This window comes from Dietzia sp. UCD-THP, from assembly GCF_000349585.1.
Classification (GTDB): Bacteria; Actinomycetota; Actinomycetes; order Mycobacteriales; family Mycobacteriaceae; genus Dietzia; species Dietzia natronolimnaea_A.
Genome location: NZ_AOSR01000008.1, coordinates 24,351 through 41,534, shown reverse-complemented (window position 1 = coordinate 41,534; position 17,184 = coordinate 24,351). Strand labels below are relative to the sequence as shown.

17 protein-coding genes are annotated in these 17,184 nt (G+C 71.1%); 13 read left to right on the top strand and 4 right to left on the bottom strand.

Annotated elements, in window-relative coordinates; all coding sequences use genetic code 11:
* Window positions 1–40: 40 nt before the first annotated feature.
* The 3 genes from H483_RS21475 (at window position 41) to H483_RS21465 (ending at window position 4,104) form a co-directional block, all read left to right on the top strand.
* Entirely contained in the window at window positions 41–904 is an 864-nt protein-coding gene (locus H483_RS21475; protein WP_017835296.1) for an alpha/beta hydrolase, read from the top strand.
* Window positions 905–976: 72 nt separating this feature from the next.
* Complete coding sequence (locus H483_RS21470) at window positions 977–1,870, top strand: phosphoribosylaminoimidazolesuccinocarboxamide synthase (RefSeq protein ID WP_017835295.1); 894 nt, start codon at window positions 977–979, stop codon at window positions 1,868–1,870.
* Complete coding sequence (locus H483_RS21465; RefSeq protein ID WP_017835294.1) at window positions 1,867–4,104, top strand: S9 family peptidase; 2,238 nt, start codon at window positions 1,867–1,869, stop codon at window positions 4,102–4,104. The genes H483_RS21470 and H483_RS21465 overlap by 4 nt, the downstream gene beginning before the upstream one ends.
* A gap of 63 nt (window positions 4,105–4,167) precedes the next feature.
* Here the strand turns inward: H483_RS21465 and H483_RS21460 are convergent, their stop codons facing one another.
* Together H483_RS21460 and H483_RS21455 are read right to left on the bottom strand one after the other, a co-directional pair.
* Window positions 4,168–4,704 carry a hypothetical protein gene (locus H483_RS21460; RefSeq protein WP_017835293.1) on the bottom strand — a complete coding sequence of 179 codons (537 nt, stop codon included), beginning with the start codon at window positions 4,702–4,704 and terminating at the stop codon, window positions 4,168–4,170.
* Window positions 4,701–4,979 (bottom strand): helix-turn-helix transcriptional regulator, encoded by a 279-nt coding sequence (locus H483_RS21455; RefSeq protein ID WP_031264401.1) that lies wholly within the window; start codon window positions 4,977–4,979, stop codon window positions 4,701–4,703. The genes H483_RS21460 and H483_RS21455 overlap by 4 nt, the downstream gene beginning before the upstream one ends.
* Window positions 4,980–5,042: 63 nt before the next feature.
* Between H483_RS21455 and H483_RS21450 the strand changes: the two genes are divergently transcribed.
* The 4 genes from H483_RS21450 (at window position 5,043) to purQ (ending at window position 7,457) form a co-directional block, all read left to right on the top strand.
* Complete coding sequence (locus H483_RS21450; protein ID WP_017835291.1) at window positions 5,043–5,534, top strand: glutathione peroxidase; 492 nt, start codon at window positions 5,043–5,045, stop codon at window positions 5,532–5,534.
* Between the two features lie 125 nt (window positions 5,535–5,659).
* Entirely contained in the window at window positions 5,660–6,379 is a 720-nt protein-coding gene (locus H483_RS21445; RefSeq protein WP_017835290.1) for a DUF2334 domain-containing protein, read from the top strand.
* 149 nt (window positions 6,380–6,528) lie between these two features.
* Complete coding sequence (gene purS, locus H483_RS21440; RefSeq protein WP_017835289.1) at window positions 6,529–6,783, top strand: phosphoribosylformylglycinamidine synthase subunit PurS; 255 nt, start codon at window positions 6,529–6,531, stop codon at window positions 6,781–6,783.
* Window positions 6,780–7,457, top strand: coding sequence for a phosphoribosylformylglycinamidine synthase subunit PurQ (purQ, locus tag H483_RS21435; protein ID WP_017835288.1), 678 nt, complete (start codon window positions 6,780–6,782; stop codon window positions 7,455–7,457). Before purS ends, purQ begins: the two co-directional genes overlap by 4 nt.
* A 71-nt stretch (window positions 7,458–7,528) precedes the next feature.
* On the opposite strand, the gene H483_RS21430 is transcribed toward purQ, so the two are convergent.
* On the bottom strand, window positions 7,529–7,729 hold the full coding sequence (locus H483_RS21430) for a hypothetical protein (RefSeq protein WP_017835287.1): 201 nt from the start codon (window positions 7,727–7,729) through the stop codon (window positions 7,529–7,531).
* A gap of 236 nt (window positions 7,730–7,965) precedes the next feature.
* Between H483_RS21430 and H483_RS21425 the strand changes: the two genes are divergently transcribed.
* The 3 genes from H483_RS21425 to H483_RS21415 all read left to right on the top strand — a co-directional run bounded on the left by H483_RS21425 (window position 7,966) and on the right by H483_RS21415 (window position 12,241).
* Window positions 7,966–9,177: a trans-acting enoyl reductase family protein gene (locus H483_RS21425; RefSeq protein WP_017835286.1), complete on the top strand. Its 1,212-nt coding sequence runs from the start codon at window positions 7,966–7,968 to the stop codon at window positions 9,175–9,177.
* Between the two features lie 70 nt (window positions 9,178–9,247).
* Window positions 9,248–11,548, top strand: coding sequence for a phosphoribosylformylglycinamidine synthase subunit PurL (gene purL, locus H483_RS21420; RefSeq protein WP_031264397.1), 2,301 nt, complete (start codon window positions 9,248–9,250; stop codon window positions 11,546–11,548).
* A gap of 24 nt (window positions 11,549–11,572) precedes the next feature.
* On the top strand, window positions 11,573–12,241 hold the full coding sequence (locus tag H483_RS21415; protein ID WP_017835284.1) for a YoaK family protein: 669 nt from the start codon (window positions 11,573–11,575) through the stop codon (window positions 12,239–12,241).
* Window positions 12,242–12,270: 29 nt separating this feature from the next.
* Here H483_RS21415 and H483_RS21410 read toward each other — a convergent pair whose 3' ends face one another.
* Entirely contained in the window at window positions 12,271–13,407 is a 1,137-nt protein-coding gene (locus H483_RS21410; RefSeq protein WP_017835283.1) for a hypothetical protein, read from the bottom strand.
* A 61-nt stretch (window positions 13,408–13,468) separates the two neighbouring features.
* Between H483_RS21410 and H483_RS21405 the strand changes: the two genes are divergently transcribed.
* Genes H483_RS21405 through purF form a run of 3 tightly spaced genes read left to right on the top strand, consistent with a single transcriptional unit; the run spans window position 13,469 to window position 17,159 of the window.
* The gene (locus tag H483_RS21405) at window positions 13,469–15,049 is read left to right on the top strand and encodes an LssY C-terminal domain-containing protein (protein ID WP_152427824.1); all 1,581 of its coding nucleotides are present in this window, start codon (window positions 13,469–13,471) and stop codon (window positions 15,047–15,049) included.
* Window positions 15,046–15,513 carry a sterol carrier family protein gene (locus H483_RS21400; RefSeq protein ID WP_017835281.1) on the top strand — a complete coding sequence of 156 codons (468 nt, stop codon included), beginning with the start codon at window positions 15,046–15,048 and terminating at the stop codon, window positions 15,511–15,513. Before H483_RS21405 ends, H483_RS21400 begins: the two co-directional genes overlap by 4 nt.
* A complete protein-coding gene (gene purF, locus H483_RS21395; protein ID WP_017835280.1) occupies window positions 15,510–17,159 on the top strand; it encodes an amidophosphoribosyltransferase in 1,650 nt (549 codons plus the stop codon). The genes H483_RS21400 and purF overlap by 4 nt, the downstream gene beginning before the upstream one ends.
* Window positions 17,160–17,184: the final 25 nt, after the last annotated feature.

Here is a 17,184-nt window from a genome sequence, read left to right as displayed (position 1 = left end):
TCCGCGCCGCGGGGACCTGGCCGGGGGATAGTCTCGGCGCATGCGCGAGACCATCATCCCCGTCCCCGGTACACAAGGCCTGCAGGCGACACTTCACCACGCCGAGGAGCCGCGGGCACTGCTGCTCCTGGTCCACGGCTTCGGAGAGCACTCCGGTCGCTACGGGCGGACGATCCGGTTCCTGGTGGACCGGGGGGTCAGCGTGGTCTCCTACGACCTGCGGGGACACGGCACCGCCCCCGGACCGCGGGCCAGGGTCGCGACGGAGGCCCACATTCGGGACAACCTGGCCGTCCGCGACGCCGTCGTGGAGTGGTGCCGCTCCCCGCGGGGCGGAGGGGCCGAGTCCCTGCCGCGACTGCTGATGGGGCACTCGATGGGCGGGTTGATCGCCGGGGAGTCCGCTCTCCGGCGTCCGTGGGACCTGGCGGGGCTGATCCTGTCCTCTCCCGGCATCGTCGTGGGCGAGAGCACACCCGCGCCGCTCCGGGCGGTGGCCCCGGTGATCGCCCGCCTCCTGCCGTTCCTCCCGGTGGAGAAGCTGGACCCGAACGAGATCTCCCGCGTTCCCGAGTACGTGGCGGACTACACCTCCGACCCGCTCGTGCACCACAAGGGGGTGCCGGCGCTGGCAGCCGGGACCCTCCTCGCGGGCGGGCAGAAGTTCCTGCAGCGCTCGAGCGCCCTGCGGTTGCCGACCCTGGTGATCAACGGGTCGGCGGACTCCATCACCTCGCCGACGGGCGCCCGTCGGTTCGCCCAGGTCGCGGGATCGGACCACGACCCGCGGCCGGAGATCACCTACCGGGAGTTCGAGGGCGGTCTGCACGAACTGTTCAACGACCTGTGTGCGGACCAGGCGTACGCGGCGCTCGGGGAGTGGCTGGACGCGCGGTTGGTCTGAGGTCCCCTGGGTCCGGGCCGATACCGCTCGTCCGGCGGGGCGGCCGCAGGGGCGCCGACTACGCTGGCCCCCATGCGACCCGAGCTCTCCTCCTACCGCCATCTCGCCGCCGGGAAGGTCCGCGAGTTATACGAGATCGACGGCGAGACGCTGCTCCTGGTGGCCACCGACCGGATCTCGGCGTACGACCATGTGCTCGGCACGCCGATTCCCGACAAGGGCCGTGTGCTCACCGCCATGAGCGCCTACTTCTTCGACGCCCTCGAGGTGCCGAACCACCTCGCGGGGCCTCTGGACGACGATCGGATTCCCGCCGAGGTGCTCGGCCGGGCGATGGTCGTGCGCCGCCTGGACATGGTGCAGGCCGAGTGTGTCGCCCGTGGGTACCTGACCGGGTCCGGGATGGTCGAGTACCGCGAGTCGGGGTCGGTGTGCGGTGTCGAGCTCCCCGAGGGGCTCGTCGAGGCCAGCCGACTGCCGGAGCCGATCTTCACGCCCGCCACCAAGGCGGCGGTGGGCGACCATGACGAGAACATCTCGTTCGAGCAGCTCTCCGGGATCGTCGGCGACGAGCTGGCCGGCCGGCTCCGGACCGCCACCCTGGAGGTGTACGCGAGGGCGGCAGAGATGGCCGCCGACCGCGGGCTGCTGCTGGCGGACACCAAGTTCGAGTTCGGCGTGTCCGGGGGCGAGTTGATCCTGGCCGACGAGGTGCTCACCCCGGACTCCTCCCGGTACTGGCCGGCGGACGGGTACGAGCCCGGCCGCGTCCAGCCGAGCTTCGACAAGCAGTTCGTGCGCGACTGGCTCACCGGCCCGGACTCGGGTTGGGACCGATCCTCGGACTCACCGCCGCCCCCGCTCCCACCGGAGGTGGTCGAGGCGACCAGGGCACGGTACGTCGAGGCGTACGAGCGGATCTCCGGCCTGCGGTTCTCGGAGTGGCTCGGCGGTGAGTCCGCATGAGCGCCTATGACGCCACCGGCAGCGGGACCGACACCACCGCCACCGATCAGCGGGTCCCCGCGCCTCCCCGGGCCGAGCGCCGCCCCCACCGCCGTGAGCACCACGGCCGCGTCTTCGTGGACGACTACGAGTGGCTGCGCGACAAGGACGCCCCGGCGACCCGCGAGTACCTGGAGGCGGAGAACGCGTACACGGACGCGATGACGGCCGGGCAGAAGCCGCTCGAGGACGAGGTCTACGAGGAGATCCGTTCCCGCGTCAAGGAGACCGACATGTCGGTTCCCGTGCGGGCCGCCGGCTGGTGGTACTTCTCCCGCACATCGGAAGGCCTGTCCTACGCGCGGCACTACCGCGTCCCCGTGCCTCCCGAGTTCGTGGCGGATCCCGGCGACCCGGCCGGGTGGGTCCCGCCTGAGGTCTCGCCCGGTGTCGAGCTCCCCGGGGAGCAGCTGTTGCTGGACGGCAACGCCGAGGCCGAGGGGCACGAGTACTTCGCGCTCGGCGCGTTCTCGGTCAGCCACGACGGCCGCGTCCTCGCCTGGGCCACCGACACCGAGGGCGACGAGCGCTACACCCTGCGTTTCCGATCCCTGGATCCCGACTACACGGCGCCTGACGAGGAGATCTCGGGCATCGCGGCCGGCGTGACCTGGTCCCGCGACGGCCAGTACGTCTTCTATGTGACGGTCGACGAGGCGTGGCGCCCCGACACCGTGTGGCGTCACCGCCTGGGGACGACCCGGGACGACGACGACGAGGTGTTCCACGAGCCCGACGAGTCCTACTGGATCGGGGTCGGTGAGACGCGCAGCGAGAAGTACCTGCAGATCGCCGCGGGGTCCAAGATCACCACCGAGGTGTGGTGCCTGGATTCCGCCGACCCGGCGGGCGAGTTCTGGTGCGTACGACCTCGCGAGGAGGGCGTCGAGTACGACGTCGAGCACGCGGTCGTCGGAGGCGAGGATCGCTTCCTGATCACCCACAACGCCGGTTCTCCCAACTTCGCCGTGGTCGAGGCGCCCGCCGGCCCGGTCGACGGCGACTTCCGCGAACTGGACCCGCTCGTGCCGCACCGCGACGACGTGCGGGTGGAGGGGGTCGACGCGTTCGCCCGTGTGCTGGTGCTCGGGTACCGGGAGCAGGCGCTGCCCCGGTTCTCCCTGATGCCGCTGGATCCCGCGTCGACCGTGGGTGTGGAGGCGTATTCCGGGTTCACTCCCGTGGAGTTCGACGAGGAACTGTTCACCTCCGGCCCGGGGTCGAACCCGGAGTGGGACGCACCGGTGCTGAGGTTCGGGTTCGGCTCGTTCGTCACCCCGGGCCGCATCTACTCCCTGGCGCTGGCCACGGGGGAGCGGACCCTGTTGCGCGAGCAGGAGGTGCTGGGCGGCTACGACCCGGCCGGGTACGTGCAGCGCCGGGACTGGGCCACCGCCGGGGACGGCACCCAGGTGCCGATCTCCCTGGTGATGTCGCTGGAGACCGCAGCCCGGATCGACGCGGGCGAGCAGGTTCCGACCCTGCTGTACGGCTACGGTTCGTACGAGACCAGCATCGACCCCGCCTTCTCGGTGGCCCGGCTCTCGCTGCTCGACCGGGGGATGGCCTACGCGGTCGCGCACGTGCGGGGCGGCGGTGAGATGGGGCGCCTCTGGTACGAGCAGGGCAAGACCCTGACCAAGCGGAACACCTTCACGGACTTCGTCGACTGCGCGCGGCACCTGGTCGACTCCGGGCTCACCGCCCCGGACCGGTTGGTGGCGGAGGGCGGCAGCGCGGGTGGCCTGCTCATGGGCGCTGTGGCCAACCTCGCGCCGGAATTGTTCGTCGGCATCCAGGCGGTCGTCCCGTTCGTCGATCCGCTCACCTCGATCCTCATGCCGGAGCTCCCGCTGACGGTGATCGAGTGGGACGAGTGGGGCGATCCGCTGCACTCTGAGGAGGTCTACGACTACATGGCCTCCTACGCGCCGTACGAGAACGTCGAGGCCAAGGACTACCCGGCGATCCTGGCGGTGACCTCGCTCAACGACACCCGGGTGCTCTACGTCGAGCCCGCCAAGTGGGTGGCCAGGCTCCGGGCGGTGTCGACCTCGGCCGACTCGGCGGACCGCCCGGTGCTGTTGCGCTGCGAGATGAGCGCCGGCCACGGGGGCGTGTCCGGACGGTACGAGCGGTGGCGCCAGACCGCGTTCGAGTACGCGTGGACGGTCCGCACGGCCGGCGCCGGATAGGGCCGGACCCGCAGCCGTTCAGCCCGGCAGACGCTCGAGCGCGGTCGTCCTCGTCAGTCCTGGTCAGCTGTCGGCGGGGTCGGCGGGGTCGGCGGGGTCCATGGTCCCGGCCATCGCGGCGGCGGGGATGATCCCCCCGACGAACACCGCCAGGACAGCGAGTCCGCCCATCGCGTAGGCGAGGCGGTGGCCGTCGCCGAGTTCCATCGTGGAGCCGAACACCAGCACCAGTCCGATCACGAAGCAGATTCCCACGAGCACCGACAGTGCGGTGGATCTGGCGTGCAGGAGGGTCTGTGTCTCGAACTCGTCGAGGTAGCGCGGCGGCGCGGAGTCCTTGACGTCGATGACGGTGCGCAGCATCGTCCACACCGTGCAGATGGCCACGGTCATGGGCAGCCAGGCGATCACGATCGGGAGCCAGAAGAACCCGGCGACGGCGATCGCTGCCATGACCGCGACGCATGCCCAGTTCAACCGGACCAGCAGTCGGCGGCGTTCCGGGGTGCGCCACGAGAGCAGGCTGGTGGAGAGCCGGTCGACGGTCTTCTCGTAGCGACGCTCGGCGGAGGTCAGGGTGTGGTCGGTCGCGGTGCTCATGGAGTGTCTTCTCGTGTGCGGCGGTAGATCTCGGTGGACATCGGCTGGAACTCCTCGCGGGAGAAGACGGCCTCGACCGGCAGGTCGAACACAGCGCAGATGCGGAAGGCCAGATCCAGGCTGGGGTAGTGGTCGCCCCGTTCGAGCGCACCCACGGTCTGGGGGTTGACCTCGATCCGTTCCGCGAGCGAGGCCCGGCTGAGTCGGTGCTCGGCCCGCAGGACGGCGATCCGGTTGTAGATGGGGAGCTTTTCTCCCCGTCGCACTGGGCTCATGCAATGCAGTGTTGTAAAAATCCAACGATATGTCAAGGGTGGCAACCGCGTAAGCTGGCTCACATGAGCAGCCTCCACGACATCACCTTCACGACCATCGACGGCGAGCAGGCCCGACTCGGTGACTACTCGGGGCACGCCGTCCTGGTGGTCAACGTCGCGAGCGAGTGCGGGCTCACCCCGCAGTACGAGGGCCTGCAGGAGCTGGCCGACGACTATCGCGACCGCGGGTTCTTCGTCCTGGGGTTCCCGTGCAACCAGTTCATGGGGCAGGAGCCCGGCGACGAGGGCGCGATCAAGGAGTTCACCACCGAGAAGTACGGCATCACCTTCCCCCTGGCTGCCAAGGTCGACGTCAACGGCCCCGACCGGCACCCGCTGTACGCGGAACTGACCGCGGTCGCCGACGCAGACGGTGAGGCCGGTGACGTGCAGTGGAACTTCGAGAAATTCCTGCTGTCCCCGACGGGTGAGGTCGTGGGCCGCTTCCGCCCCAAGGTGGAGCCCGGTGCCCCCGAGCTCACCGAGGCGATCGAGGACGTCCTCCCGGTCTGACCCCGTCCCGGAGCGTCACCTCCGGCCGGGACGTCACCTCCGGTCAAGACACGCGTCCGGTCGGGACACCGGACCTACACCTCGTCGTCGTCACGCTGTCATCACCGGCTGCGACGATGGGCTCCATGACACCGTGCCCGGCCACCGCCCGCCTCATCGTCTCCGTCTCGGGCCTGCGGGAGTCGACGCTGGAGGGTGCCGTGGATCTGGTCGGCGAACTCGAGCGGCGGTCGGTGCCCGTCTCGCTGCTCGTCGCGCCGAGGCGGGGGCGCGAGTACCGGATGACGGAGGACCGGGCCACGCAGGGGTGGCTACGGCACCGCCGCGAGCAGGGTGACTCGATCGTGTTGGGCGGGTACGACGAGGCCGCGACCCGCCCGCGCCGGCCCGAGTTCGCCTCCATCGGGCCCGCGGAGGCCGCGGTCCGCCTGGCCGCCGCGGACCGGATCATGGCCGACATGGGCCTCCGGACGCGGCTGTTCGCCCCACCGCGATGGAACGCCTCGCCGGGGTGTCTCGAGGCGTTGCCCGGGGCGGGCTTCCGGGTGTGCGCCTCCCTCACCGGTATCCATGACGTGGTCCGGGGGACCACGGAGCGTGGCCGGGCACTGTCGATCGGGGAGGGGTTCATCGCCGATGCCTGGTGGTGCCGAGCCCTCGTCACCGCGGCCTGTCGAACGGCGGCGGCCGGAGGGCTGGTGCGGGTCAACGTCTCCGCCACGCAGCTCTCGCGCCGGGCGCCGCGATCGGCGCTGCTGGACGCGGTGGACCGGGTGACCGGGGAGCACCGTGCCGTCGCCGGCCGCTACGAGTGGCCGGCGGTCGCATTGGCCTCGGCGGCCTGAGCGAGGGTGCGGTCCTCCGCGGCCTGAGCGAGGGTGCAGGCCTCCGGCCCGAGCCGTTCGGTGGCCCCGCCGAGTCCGGGTAGGATCGGCAGTCGAGCCCCGGCAGGTCCGGGTCCGCCCCGCGTTTCCACCGATCGAGGAGTTCCACCGTGGCCCGAGTCGTCGTCGAAGTCATGCCCAAGGCCGAGATCCTCGATCCGCAGGGCCAGGCCATCCACCGGGCCCTGGGCCGTCTCGGCCACCCGGGCGTCACCGACGTCCGTCAGGGCAAGCGGTTCGAGCTCGAGGTCGCCGACGGCGTGTCGGACGCCGAGCTCGAGGAGATCGCCTCGTCGCTGCTGGCCAACACGGTGATCGAGGACTGGAAGGTCGTCCTCGTGGACACCGCGGAGGCGGCCTCGTGACCGCACGGATCGGCGTCATCACCTTCCCCGGCACGCTCGACGACATCGACGCCTCACGCGCCATCACCAGGTCCGGCGCGCAGGCGGTCTCGCTGTGGCATGACGACGCGGACCTCCAGGGCGTCGACGCGGTGGTGGTCCCCGGCGGTTTCTCCTACGGCGATTACCTTCGCTGCGGCGCGATCGCCTCGATGGCCCCCGTCATGGGCGAGGTCATCACGGCGGCCCGCGGCGGCATGCCGGTCCTGGGCATCTGCAACGGCTTCCAGATCCTGTGCGAGGCCGGGCTGCTCCCCGGCGCCATGGGGCGCAACCGCGACATGCACTTCATCTGCCGTGACGAGTGGCTGCGAGTGGAGAACACCGGCACCGCGTGGACCAGCCGGTTCGAGGAGGGGGCGGAGATCCTCATCCCGCTGAAGTCCGGAGAGGGCCGGTACATGGCCACGCCCGAGACCATCGAGCAGCTCGAGGCCGAGGGGCGCGTGGTCTTCCGCTTCGCGGGCGACGCCCCCAACGGCTCGACCAACGGGATCGCCGGCATCTGTTCCGAGAACGGACGGGTGGTGGGCCTCATGCCCCATCCCGAGCACGCGATCGACCCGCTGACCGGCCCCTCCGACGACGGGCTGGGGTTGTTCCTCTCCGCGCTGGACTCCGTGGTCGGGGTCTGATTCGCGCGCCCCGCCAGAACAGCACAGGACCCGCAAGGAAGATCCTGCGGGTCCTGTGCGGTGGTAATTCGTCAGGCGAGCATATCCCCGAGGCTGCCGCTGCTGCCGAGGTCGGCGCCGAGGTCGCCGATGAAGTTCAGGAGCAGGTTCGGGCCGATGTACAGCGCGGCCGACAGGGTGTCGACGAAGGACGAGCCGACGGGGTCGGCGCTTCCGATCAACTCGGTGCTGAGGGGTGCGAATGCTTCGCCGATCGAACCAGTCAGGTCCATAGGGTTCTCCTAAGGTTGGTATCCCGCTCGGCGGGATGAGCTGCGGCGACCCGGATGATCGCACGCATCGGTGAAGGTTTGCACAACTACTAGGCGTTCGTTCACCTTTCTGGCCGATATGACAGAAGTCACTCATGGGTCTGGAGTGAACCGAGAATAGACATGGTGGCCGTGCGGTCTGACCATCTACTCACCGGCCCATCCGTCGGTGGCGCGAGATGCGGTAGAACCGTGGGGTGAGCGAATCCAGCACCCAGCCCGTGTCCGCGTCCGAGAAGGCCGCCAGGCCGTTCGACATCGTCCTCTACGGGGCGACCGGATTCACCGGTGGTCTGGTGGCCGACTATCTGCTGCGGAACCTGCCCGAGGGTGGGTCGTGGGCCGTGGCGGGTCGGAACCGGACCAAGCTCGACGCGCTCGTCGCCCGCCTCGCCGCCGAGATGCCCGACGTCCCGGCCCCGGGGGTCGTGGTGGCGGACACCGAGGATCCGGGCTCGCTGGCGGACATGGCCCGCGCGGCCCGGGTCGTCATCACCACCGTCGGGCCGTACCTCGAGTACGGCGAGCCGCTCGTCGCCGCGTGCGCCGAGGCCGGGACCGACTACGTGGACCTGACGGGCGAGCCCGAGTTCGCCGACCGCATGTACCTCGAGTACCACGACAAGGCCGTGGCCTCCGGCGCACGGATCATCCACGCGTGCGGGTTCGACTCCATCCCCCACGACATGGGGGTGTTCTACACGATGAAGCAGGTACCCGAGGGTGTGCCGGTGGCGGTCTACGGTGCGGTCCACGCCGACGCCCAGTTCTCCGGCGGCACCTTCCACTCGGCCATCGGCCAGTTCGCCAGGCTCCGCCAGGCCGCCCGCACCGCGAAGGCACGGCGCACGAAGGAGGGCAGGGTCGAGGGTCGGCGGATCAAGTCGGTGACGGGCAAGCCGCACCACGACAGCGTCCTCGGTCGCTGGTTGGTCCCCCTGCCCACGATCGACCCGCAGATCGTCCTGCGCTCGGCGGCCGCGCTGGAGAGCTACGGCCCCGACTTCTCCTACGCGCACTACGCGTCGGTCAAGTCCCCGCTGACCGCGACGGCGGGCATGGCCGGGGTCGGGGCGCTGGCCGTGGGTGCGCAGATCGGCCCCATCAGGTCGCAGCTCCTCAAGAGGATCGATCGTGGCGCCGGGCCGAGCGAGTCCCGCCGCGCCCGGTCGTCGTTCGACGTGACCTTTGTGGCACTGGCGGGTGGGCGTCGGGTGGTGACCCGGGTCTGCGGCGGTGACCCCGGATACACCGAGACCTCCATGATGATCGCGGAGTCGGCCCTGTGCCTGGCCTTCGACGAGCTCCCCGCTCTCGCGGGTCAGCTCACCACCGCCCAGGCGATGGGGGACGCGCTCCTGGAACGGGTCGAGCGCGGGGGTCTGACCTTCGAGGTGCTGTCCACCTAGCTGGACACCACACCTAGCCCCGGCCGGGAGCGGATTCGCGGGCTGCCGCGGGCCGACTAGACTCGCCCCCGTGACGACTCACGTGGATTCCATCTCGCACGCCTCCGCCACCCCCGAGCTCGCCCAGCCGTGGGCCGAACTCGGGCTGAAGGAGGACGAGTACGCCCGGATACGCGAGATCCTCGGCCGTCGACCCACGGACGCCGAGCTGGCCATGTACTCGGTCATGTGGTCGGAGCACTGCTCGTACAAGTCCTCCAAGGTGCATCTGCGCTACTTCGGCGAGACGACCACGGATGAGATGCGATCCACCATGCTCGCGGGAATCGGCGAGAACGCCGGTGTGGTCGACATCGGAGACGGGTGGGCCGTGACGTTCAAGGTCGAGTCACACAACCATCCCTCCTACATCGAGCCGTACCAGGGCGCCGCGACCGGAGTCGGCGGGATCGTCCGCGACATCATGGCGATGGGCGCGCGCCCGGTGGCGGTCATGGACCAGCTGCGGTTCGGCCCGGCCGACGCGGACGACACCCACCGCGTGCTCCCGGGCGTCGTCGCGGGTGTCGGCGGCTACGGAAACTGCCTCGGTCTGCCCAACCTCGGCGGGGAGACCGTCTTCGACGAGTCCTACTCGGCCAACCCGCTGGTCAACGCCCTGTGTGCCGGCGTGATGAGGGTGGAGGACCTGCACCTGGCGTTCGCCTCCGGCACCGGCAACCGGATCATCCTGTTCGGTGCCCGCACCGGTCTCGACGGGATCGGCGGGGTGTCCGTCCTCGCCTCCGAGACCTTCGAGGAGGACGAGCACGGCGCGCCCGTCAAGCCCCGCAAGCTCCCCAGCGTCCAGGTGGGGGACCCGTTCGCCGAGAAGGTGCTCATCGAGTGCTGTCTCGAGCTCTACCGCGAGGAGCTCGTGGTCGGGATCCAGGACCTCGGGGGAGCGGGTCTGGCCTGTGCCACCTCCGAGCTCGCCGCGGCGGGCGACGGCGGCATGCACGTCGTGCTGGACAACGTGCCGCTGCGCGCCGAGGGGATGTCCGCGGCCGAGATCCTGTCCAGCGAGTCCCAGGAGCGGATGTGCGCCGTGGTGGCGCCGGAGAACGTGGACGCCTTCCTGGCGGTGTGCCGCCGGTGGGACGTGTTGGCCACCGACATCGGGGAGGTCACCGACGGTGACCGGCTCACCATCGAGTTCCGCGGCGAGACCGTGGTGGACGTCCCCCCGCGCACCGTGGCCCACGACGGCCCGGTCTACGACCGCCCCCTGGAGCGCCCGGCGGACCAGGACGCCCTGCAGGCGGACACCACCGCCTCGTTGGCACGGCCGACCACCGGCGATGAACTGCGTCGCACGCTGCTCGACATGGTGGCCAGCCCCGCACTGTGTTCCCGAAAGTTCATCACCGAGCAGTACGACCGCTACGTGCGCGGCAACACGGTCCTGGCGGAGAACGCGGACGGCGGCGTCCTGCGGATCGACGAGGAGTCGGGCCGCGGCATCGCCTTGTCGACCGACGCCTCGGGACGCTACACCCGGCTGGACCCGTACACCGGCGCCCGCCTAGCGTTGGCCGAGGCGTACCGGAACGTGGCCGTTACCGGCGCGCTCCCGGTCGCTGTGACCAACTGCCTCAACTTCGGCTCACCCGAGGACCCCGGCGTCATGTGGCAGTTCCGCGAGGCCGTCCACGGCCTGGCGGATGGCTGCGCCGAGCTCGGTATCCCCGTGACCGGGGGCAACGTCTCCTTCTACAACCAGACCGGGTCGACGCCGATCCTCCCGACACCCGTCGTGGGTGTGCTCGGGGTGATCGATGACGTCGCACGTCGTACCCCGACCGCCTTCGGCGACACCCCGGGTGAGAGCGTCTACCTGCTCGGTGAGACCCGGGACGAGCTCGACGGGTCCATCTGGGCGCAGGTCGCCCACGGGCATCTGGGAGGCATGCCCCCGTCGGTCGACCTGCCATGGGAGGCCACGCTCGCCCGGATCCTCGCCACCTGCTCCAAGGACGGCCTGATCACCGGTGCACACGACCTGTCGGAGGGCGGGCTCGCCCAGGCGCTCGTGGAGTCGGCCCTCGCCGGGGAGTGCGGCCTCAGAGTGGTGTTGCCCGCCGACGCGGACGCGTTCGTGTGGCTGTTCTCCGAATCGGCCGGCCGCGTGATCGTGTCGGTTCCCCGGGGCGAGGAGATCCGATTCCAGCAGATGCTCACAGCACAGGACATCCCCCACACCCGGATCGCCGTCACGGACCCGGACTCGGAGACCTTCGAGGTCCAGGGGCAGTTCACCCTGACCACCGCCGAACTGCGCGCGGCCCACGAGGGGACGCTGCCGACGTTGTTCGGCGTCGACCCCGTGTGAGACCGCTCCTTCGGAGGCGATCCGATGCGTGACCTCCGCACGCGCGAGCGGGTGCTCGCGGTGGTCCTGGCCGGCACGGCGGGTTTCGTCGACGCGGTCGGCTTTCTCGTGGTGGGCGGCTACTTCGTCTCGTTCATGAGCGGCAACTCCACGCGGCTGGCCGTCGATCTGGTGGAGGGGGACCTCGGGGGCGCGGGCATCGCGGCCGTCGTCCTGGTCTCGTTCTTCCTCGGAGCGGTCGCGGGAGCGGTGGTGACCCGGCTGCGTCCCGGGGACGACCGCCCGGCCGTCCTGGCCCTGGTCGCCTCCCTGCTGCTGTTGTCGCTCGCGGTGCACCAGCTCACCGCGGCCACGGTCGTCGGGACGCCGGCGTCGATGACGGTCGTCGCGGCCTCGATGGGGGCCATGAACTCGGTGTTCCACTCGCGGGGCGAGGTCTCGCTGGGGGTCACCTACATGACCGGCGCGGTGGTCAAGTCCGCGCATCGCCTGGTGGACGCGCTGGCGGGGGGATCGTGGGCGCCCTATCGTCAGCAGGTCTCGCTCTGGGCGGCGCTCGCGTTGGGCGGCGTGGCGGGCGCGGTACTGCAGATCGTTCTCGGCGTGGCCGCGCTGGGTGTCGCGGCGGCGGTCGTGGCCGGCGCCCTGCTCGTGACCGTGTGGGTGCGCGGGCGGGAGCGCCGAGGGGCCTGAGTAAGGGGTCCGAGACCAGAGGGCCTGGGTCAGCCTCGTCGTCGTGCCCGCAGGTAGGCCTCGCGCGCGGCGAGGCCGTGAACCACCTCGTCGATCATGGGGCGGACGAACCGCGCGCGGTGCGCGGAGTCGGAGGCCGCCGCGGCGGCCAGGTTGAGGGCGGAGAACGCGGCGAGGGTGAGCGAGACCCGCACCAGGGTCACGCTGACCGGGACGCCGGCCAACAGGCCGCCGAGATCCTCCATGGTGCGAAGGGTCCATCGGGTCTCGGTGGCCTCGGGGATCGCTATCCACCCCAGGAACACGAAGAACAGGAAGACCAGGCAGGCGAACAGCGCGGCCTGGATCAGGGTGGCGATCACCGGGACCAGCAGGATGTTGACCCGTTCGGCCATCCGCAGTTCCCGGCCCGGCGCCCGGGCCTCCAACTCGTCGTGGAGGTCGTCCCGGGTGGTGATGGCCACCAGCAGGACCGTGAGCAGGCCCATGACGCCCACCACGGCGAGAGTTCGCGACCAGGACAGGGCCACCATCACCTGCCAGATCTCCGCGCTGAAGAACAGGAAGAGCACGGCCAGCATCAGGACCGGCAGGACCCGGGCCACCATGTGGCCCATGGTCCCCAGCTCGCGCCGGACCCGCCGTGCCGACCAGCGCACGAGCGAGCCCGCGCCGACGTAGGTGCCCACCAGGACCCCCGCGGTGAGCAGGACCGTGGTGCCCGGGCCGGGGCCGTCATGGGGTTGGAAGGACAGCGGGGCCGCCACGACGAGCGCGACCGCCGACGCGAGCCCGATGACGGACCCTGGCAGCGGGCCCACGCGACGGACCACGCGGGCCACGAGCCAGCCGATGATCGGCGCCGCGATGAACAGTCCGAGCGCCAACAGGAGCAGGAGGATGATCGGGTCGCTCACTCCCATCTCCTCCCATTCGGGGGAGTCCTCGCCGACCCGGTCGAGCAGCGCCACCGCGAAGTCGTTCGAGCGGTCCAGCGCGGAGAGGCCCGAGGTGGCCACCGCGAGGCCCGCACTGACCCCGGCCGAACGGACGAGGACCTCCCGGGCCCGCGTGGACGGGACGATCATCATCGGCAGTCCGAGGTCCCGCAGGTGATCCTCGTGGGCGCCGAGGCTGCTGGCCGGCGTCGGATCTGTCGTGGGCACGGGGGATATTCTGGCAGTCATCGTGCTCCACGCGGACCGTACCGCCGACTATCGTCGAGCCATGCCCACCAGTGAGCGACCGGTCACGTCGCCCGGCGCGGAGTCGGACGACCCTGCCGGGCCGGCCGGGCCGGACACCCACGCCGGGCCGGCCGGGCCCCCGGTCTACGTCCGCCTGCCGTCCAAGGTGCGCGACGAGGATGTGCGGCCGGCGCTGCCCGGTCAGGTCGTCGACACGGTGTTCTTCGCCCTGGCCACCCTCGCGGCCGGATGGTTGGGCTGGCGGCTGCTGGACGAGGTGTGGCGCCACACGTGGTGGCACCTGTTCCTGCTGATCCCGTTCTGGGCGCTCGTGGCCTATCTGGTCCTGCCCCGACTGCAGACCATGATCACGTCGGTCTACGTGCCCGGGTACTTCATCGCCCGCACCCGGACGTCGGACGGGTTGCTGGGGGACCCGGTCAACCTGGCCGTCGACGGCACGGCCCGGCAGATCCACGAGGCCATGACGGCGTGTGGCTGGGTGCTGGCCGACGACGTCACGGTCCGCTCGTCCTGGGGCATCATCCTGTCCTCGGTGCTGCGGCGGTCCTACCCGTCCGCGCCGGTGAGCCCCCTACGGCTCTTCGGCCGGAGGCAGTGCCTGGCTTACCAACAGGAGGTGGAGGGCAACGCGGCGCAGCGGCACCACGTCCGGTTCTGGCGCTGCCCCGACGGGTGGCTGCTGCCCGGCGGCCATCGCGTGCAGTGGCTCGGGGCGGGGACCTACGACAGGGCGGTGGGGCTCTCGCTGTTCACCCTCCAGGTGACCCACAAGATCGACGCGGACATCGACGTGGAGCGCGACTACATCGTGGCCTCGATCCGCTACCACGTCCCCGCCGCAGGGGTCCGCGTGCTCGAGAACTTCTCGGCCGGCTATCACTCCCGGAACGGCGGGGGCGACGCGATCCGCACCGACGGTGACCTGCCGGTGGTGGACCTCCGGGCCGTTCCGGTCCCCGAGGTCGCGGCGGCCGACCTGCCCGTCGGGGTGGTTCGGGCCGCCCGCGGGTACGACGACCCCCAGGCCGAGGGCGGGGTGGCGTCGGGGGATGCCGATCGCCCGGCCGACGACGTGGCCCCCGACCCCGGCCACCTGCCCCGTCCGGCCGCGCTCACCGCCGGCTGCGGACTCGTCCTGGGGACGGTGCTCGTGTTGCTCGTCCTCGCGCTCCGCGACATCTTCGGGGACCAGGGGATGGAGGACTTCGCCGGTCTCGACCAGTCCGAGGTGGTGCCGGCGATCATCGCGCTCGCGGTGTTCATCGGCGGCGTCTACGGGGCGATGGGCGTCCTGGCCCTGCTCACCTACCTGGGATTCGCCCGCCCGAGGGTGTGGCTTCTCACCCTCACGGTGGTGAGCATCGTCTCGACGGAGTCCGGCCGGGTCACCACGGACGCAGAACTGGGGACCGTTCTCGGCGGCTACCTGGCCCTGGCGATCAACGTCCTGATCCTATTGTTGCTCACCAGCCAGGCCACGCGGACGTGGAGCCGCAGGACCGCCCAGGAACGGCGGCGGGCGCGGCGGGCCCGCCGGGCGCGCACGCCGGCGCCGGGGTCCGCTACGGTTCCCCCGGACGCGGGTGATCGCACATGAGGCGGGCCCCCGACGGCGCGACGGTTCGCGCGGCGGTCGAGGAGGTGGCGCCCTGGCTCGACGACGACGAGGTGGACGCCCCCGGCCGGTCCGCACTCGCGGCGGCGGTCCGCGCCACCGCTGCCGTGCTGGCGGCCGAGCTCCCCGGCCGTGCGGTCGAGGTGCGGGTGCCGCCCTTCGCGGCCGTGCAGTGCATCGAGGGGCCGCGCCACACGCGGGGGACCCCGCCCAATGTGGTCGAGACCGACGCCAGGACCTGGCTCGAGCTCGCCACCGGTCGCCGCAGCTGGCAGTCCGCCGTCTCGGCCGGCCTGGTCCGCGCGTCGGGGACGAGGGCCGGTGAGGTCGCGTCGGGGCTGCCGGTGGTGCGACCGGGGACACGGGACTGGGGTCACGGGGGTCCGGGAACGTACACTCGAACAGCACCGCCGGGGTCTGTCCGGGCGGACCGCCCCGAACCATGAGGGAGCACCACCAGGTGGAGAGCACGTCGTCACGTCCGGGCACGTCCGGACCACTCCGCCGCGCCACGGGCCGGGCCGCCGTCGGGCTGGGTCTGCCCGACCCGTCCGTTCCCGGTCCGACCGGCCTGCCGGTCGACGCCGAGCGCATCGGCCCGGTCGAGGAGTGCGGTGTCTTCGGTGTGTGGGCTCCGGGCGAGGACGTCGCCAAGCTCACCTACTACGGCCTGTACGCGCTGCAACACCGGGGCCAGGAGGCCGCCGGGATCGCGGTCGCGGACGGTGAGCAGGTCCTGGTCTACAAGGACCTCGGTCTGGTGAGCCAGGTCTTCGATGAGAAGACCCTCGAATCGATGAGCGGCCACGTGGGCGTGGGCCACTGCCGGTACTCGACGACCGGCGCGGCGTCCTGGGACAACGCGCAGCCCATGTTCCGGCCCACCCCCGGTGGAGGGTCCGTGGTGCTGGGGCACAACGGCAACCTGGTCAACACGCAGGAACTCAAGCGCTACGCCACGTCGATCGGTATCCGCGGGTACTCCGAGAACAGCACCCACTCGGACTCGGACATCGTCTCCACGCTCCTCGCCCACGACGCGGGGGACGGGGGTCTCGAGGAAGCGGCGGCCCGGCTGCTGCCGCGACTGCGCGGTGCCTACTGCCTGACGTTCTCCGACGAGAGCACGCTGTACGCGGCCCGTGACCCGCACGGGGTGCGGCCCCTCGCGCTCGGCCGGCTCGAGCGGGGCTGGGTGGTCTCGTCCGAGACCTCCGCGCTCGACATCGTCGGGGCGTCGTTCGTCCGCGACATCGAGCCCGGGGAGCTCATCGCGATCGACGCCGACGGCGTCCGGTCGCGCAGACTGGCGGAACCCACCCCCAAGGCCTGCGTCTTCGAATACGTCTACCTGGCGCGTCCCGACTCGGTGATCAACGAGCGACTGGTCAACTCCGCTCGCGTGGAGATCGGGCGCAAGCTTGCGCTCGAGCACCCCGTCGAGGGCGACCTGGTCATCCCGGTGCCGGAGTCGGGCACCCCGGCCGCGGTCGGTTACGCCCAGGGCTCCGGGATCCCCTTCGCGCAGGGGCTGACCAAGAACGCCTATGTGGGCCGCACGTTCATCCAGCCCAGTCAGACGATCCGTCAGCTCGGCATCCGGCTCAAACTCAACCCGCTGCGTGAGGTCATCCAGGGGAAGAAGCTGGTGGTGGTGGACGACTCGATCGTCCGCGGCAACACCCAGCGAGCCCTGGTCAGGATGCTGCGGGAGGCGGGCGCCCTCGAGGTGCACGTCCGCATCGCCTCTCCTCCGGTCCGGTGGCCGTGCTTCTACGGCATCGACTTCGCCAGCCCGGCCGAGCTGATCGCCAACGGCGTCGACGTGACGGACGGGATGCTCGAGGGGGTCCGCAGGGCGATCGGCGCGGACACCCTCGGGTACATCTCGGTGGACGGGATGATCTCGGCCACCGGGCAGCCGCGGGACGAGTTGTGCGCAGCGTGCTTCGACGGCCACTACCCCATAGCGCTCCCAGACGACTCGCCCATGAGTGCGGCCGTGCTGGCCCTGGCCGCCCAGGTCGACGGTGAGACCCCCGACCGGCACCTGGTCCTGCACGACACCACGGACGCTGTCCGCCGACCCTGACCGGGCGCCCGCCCAGGGGCGCCGA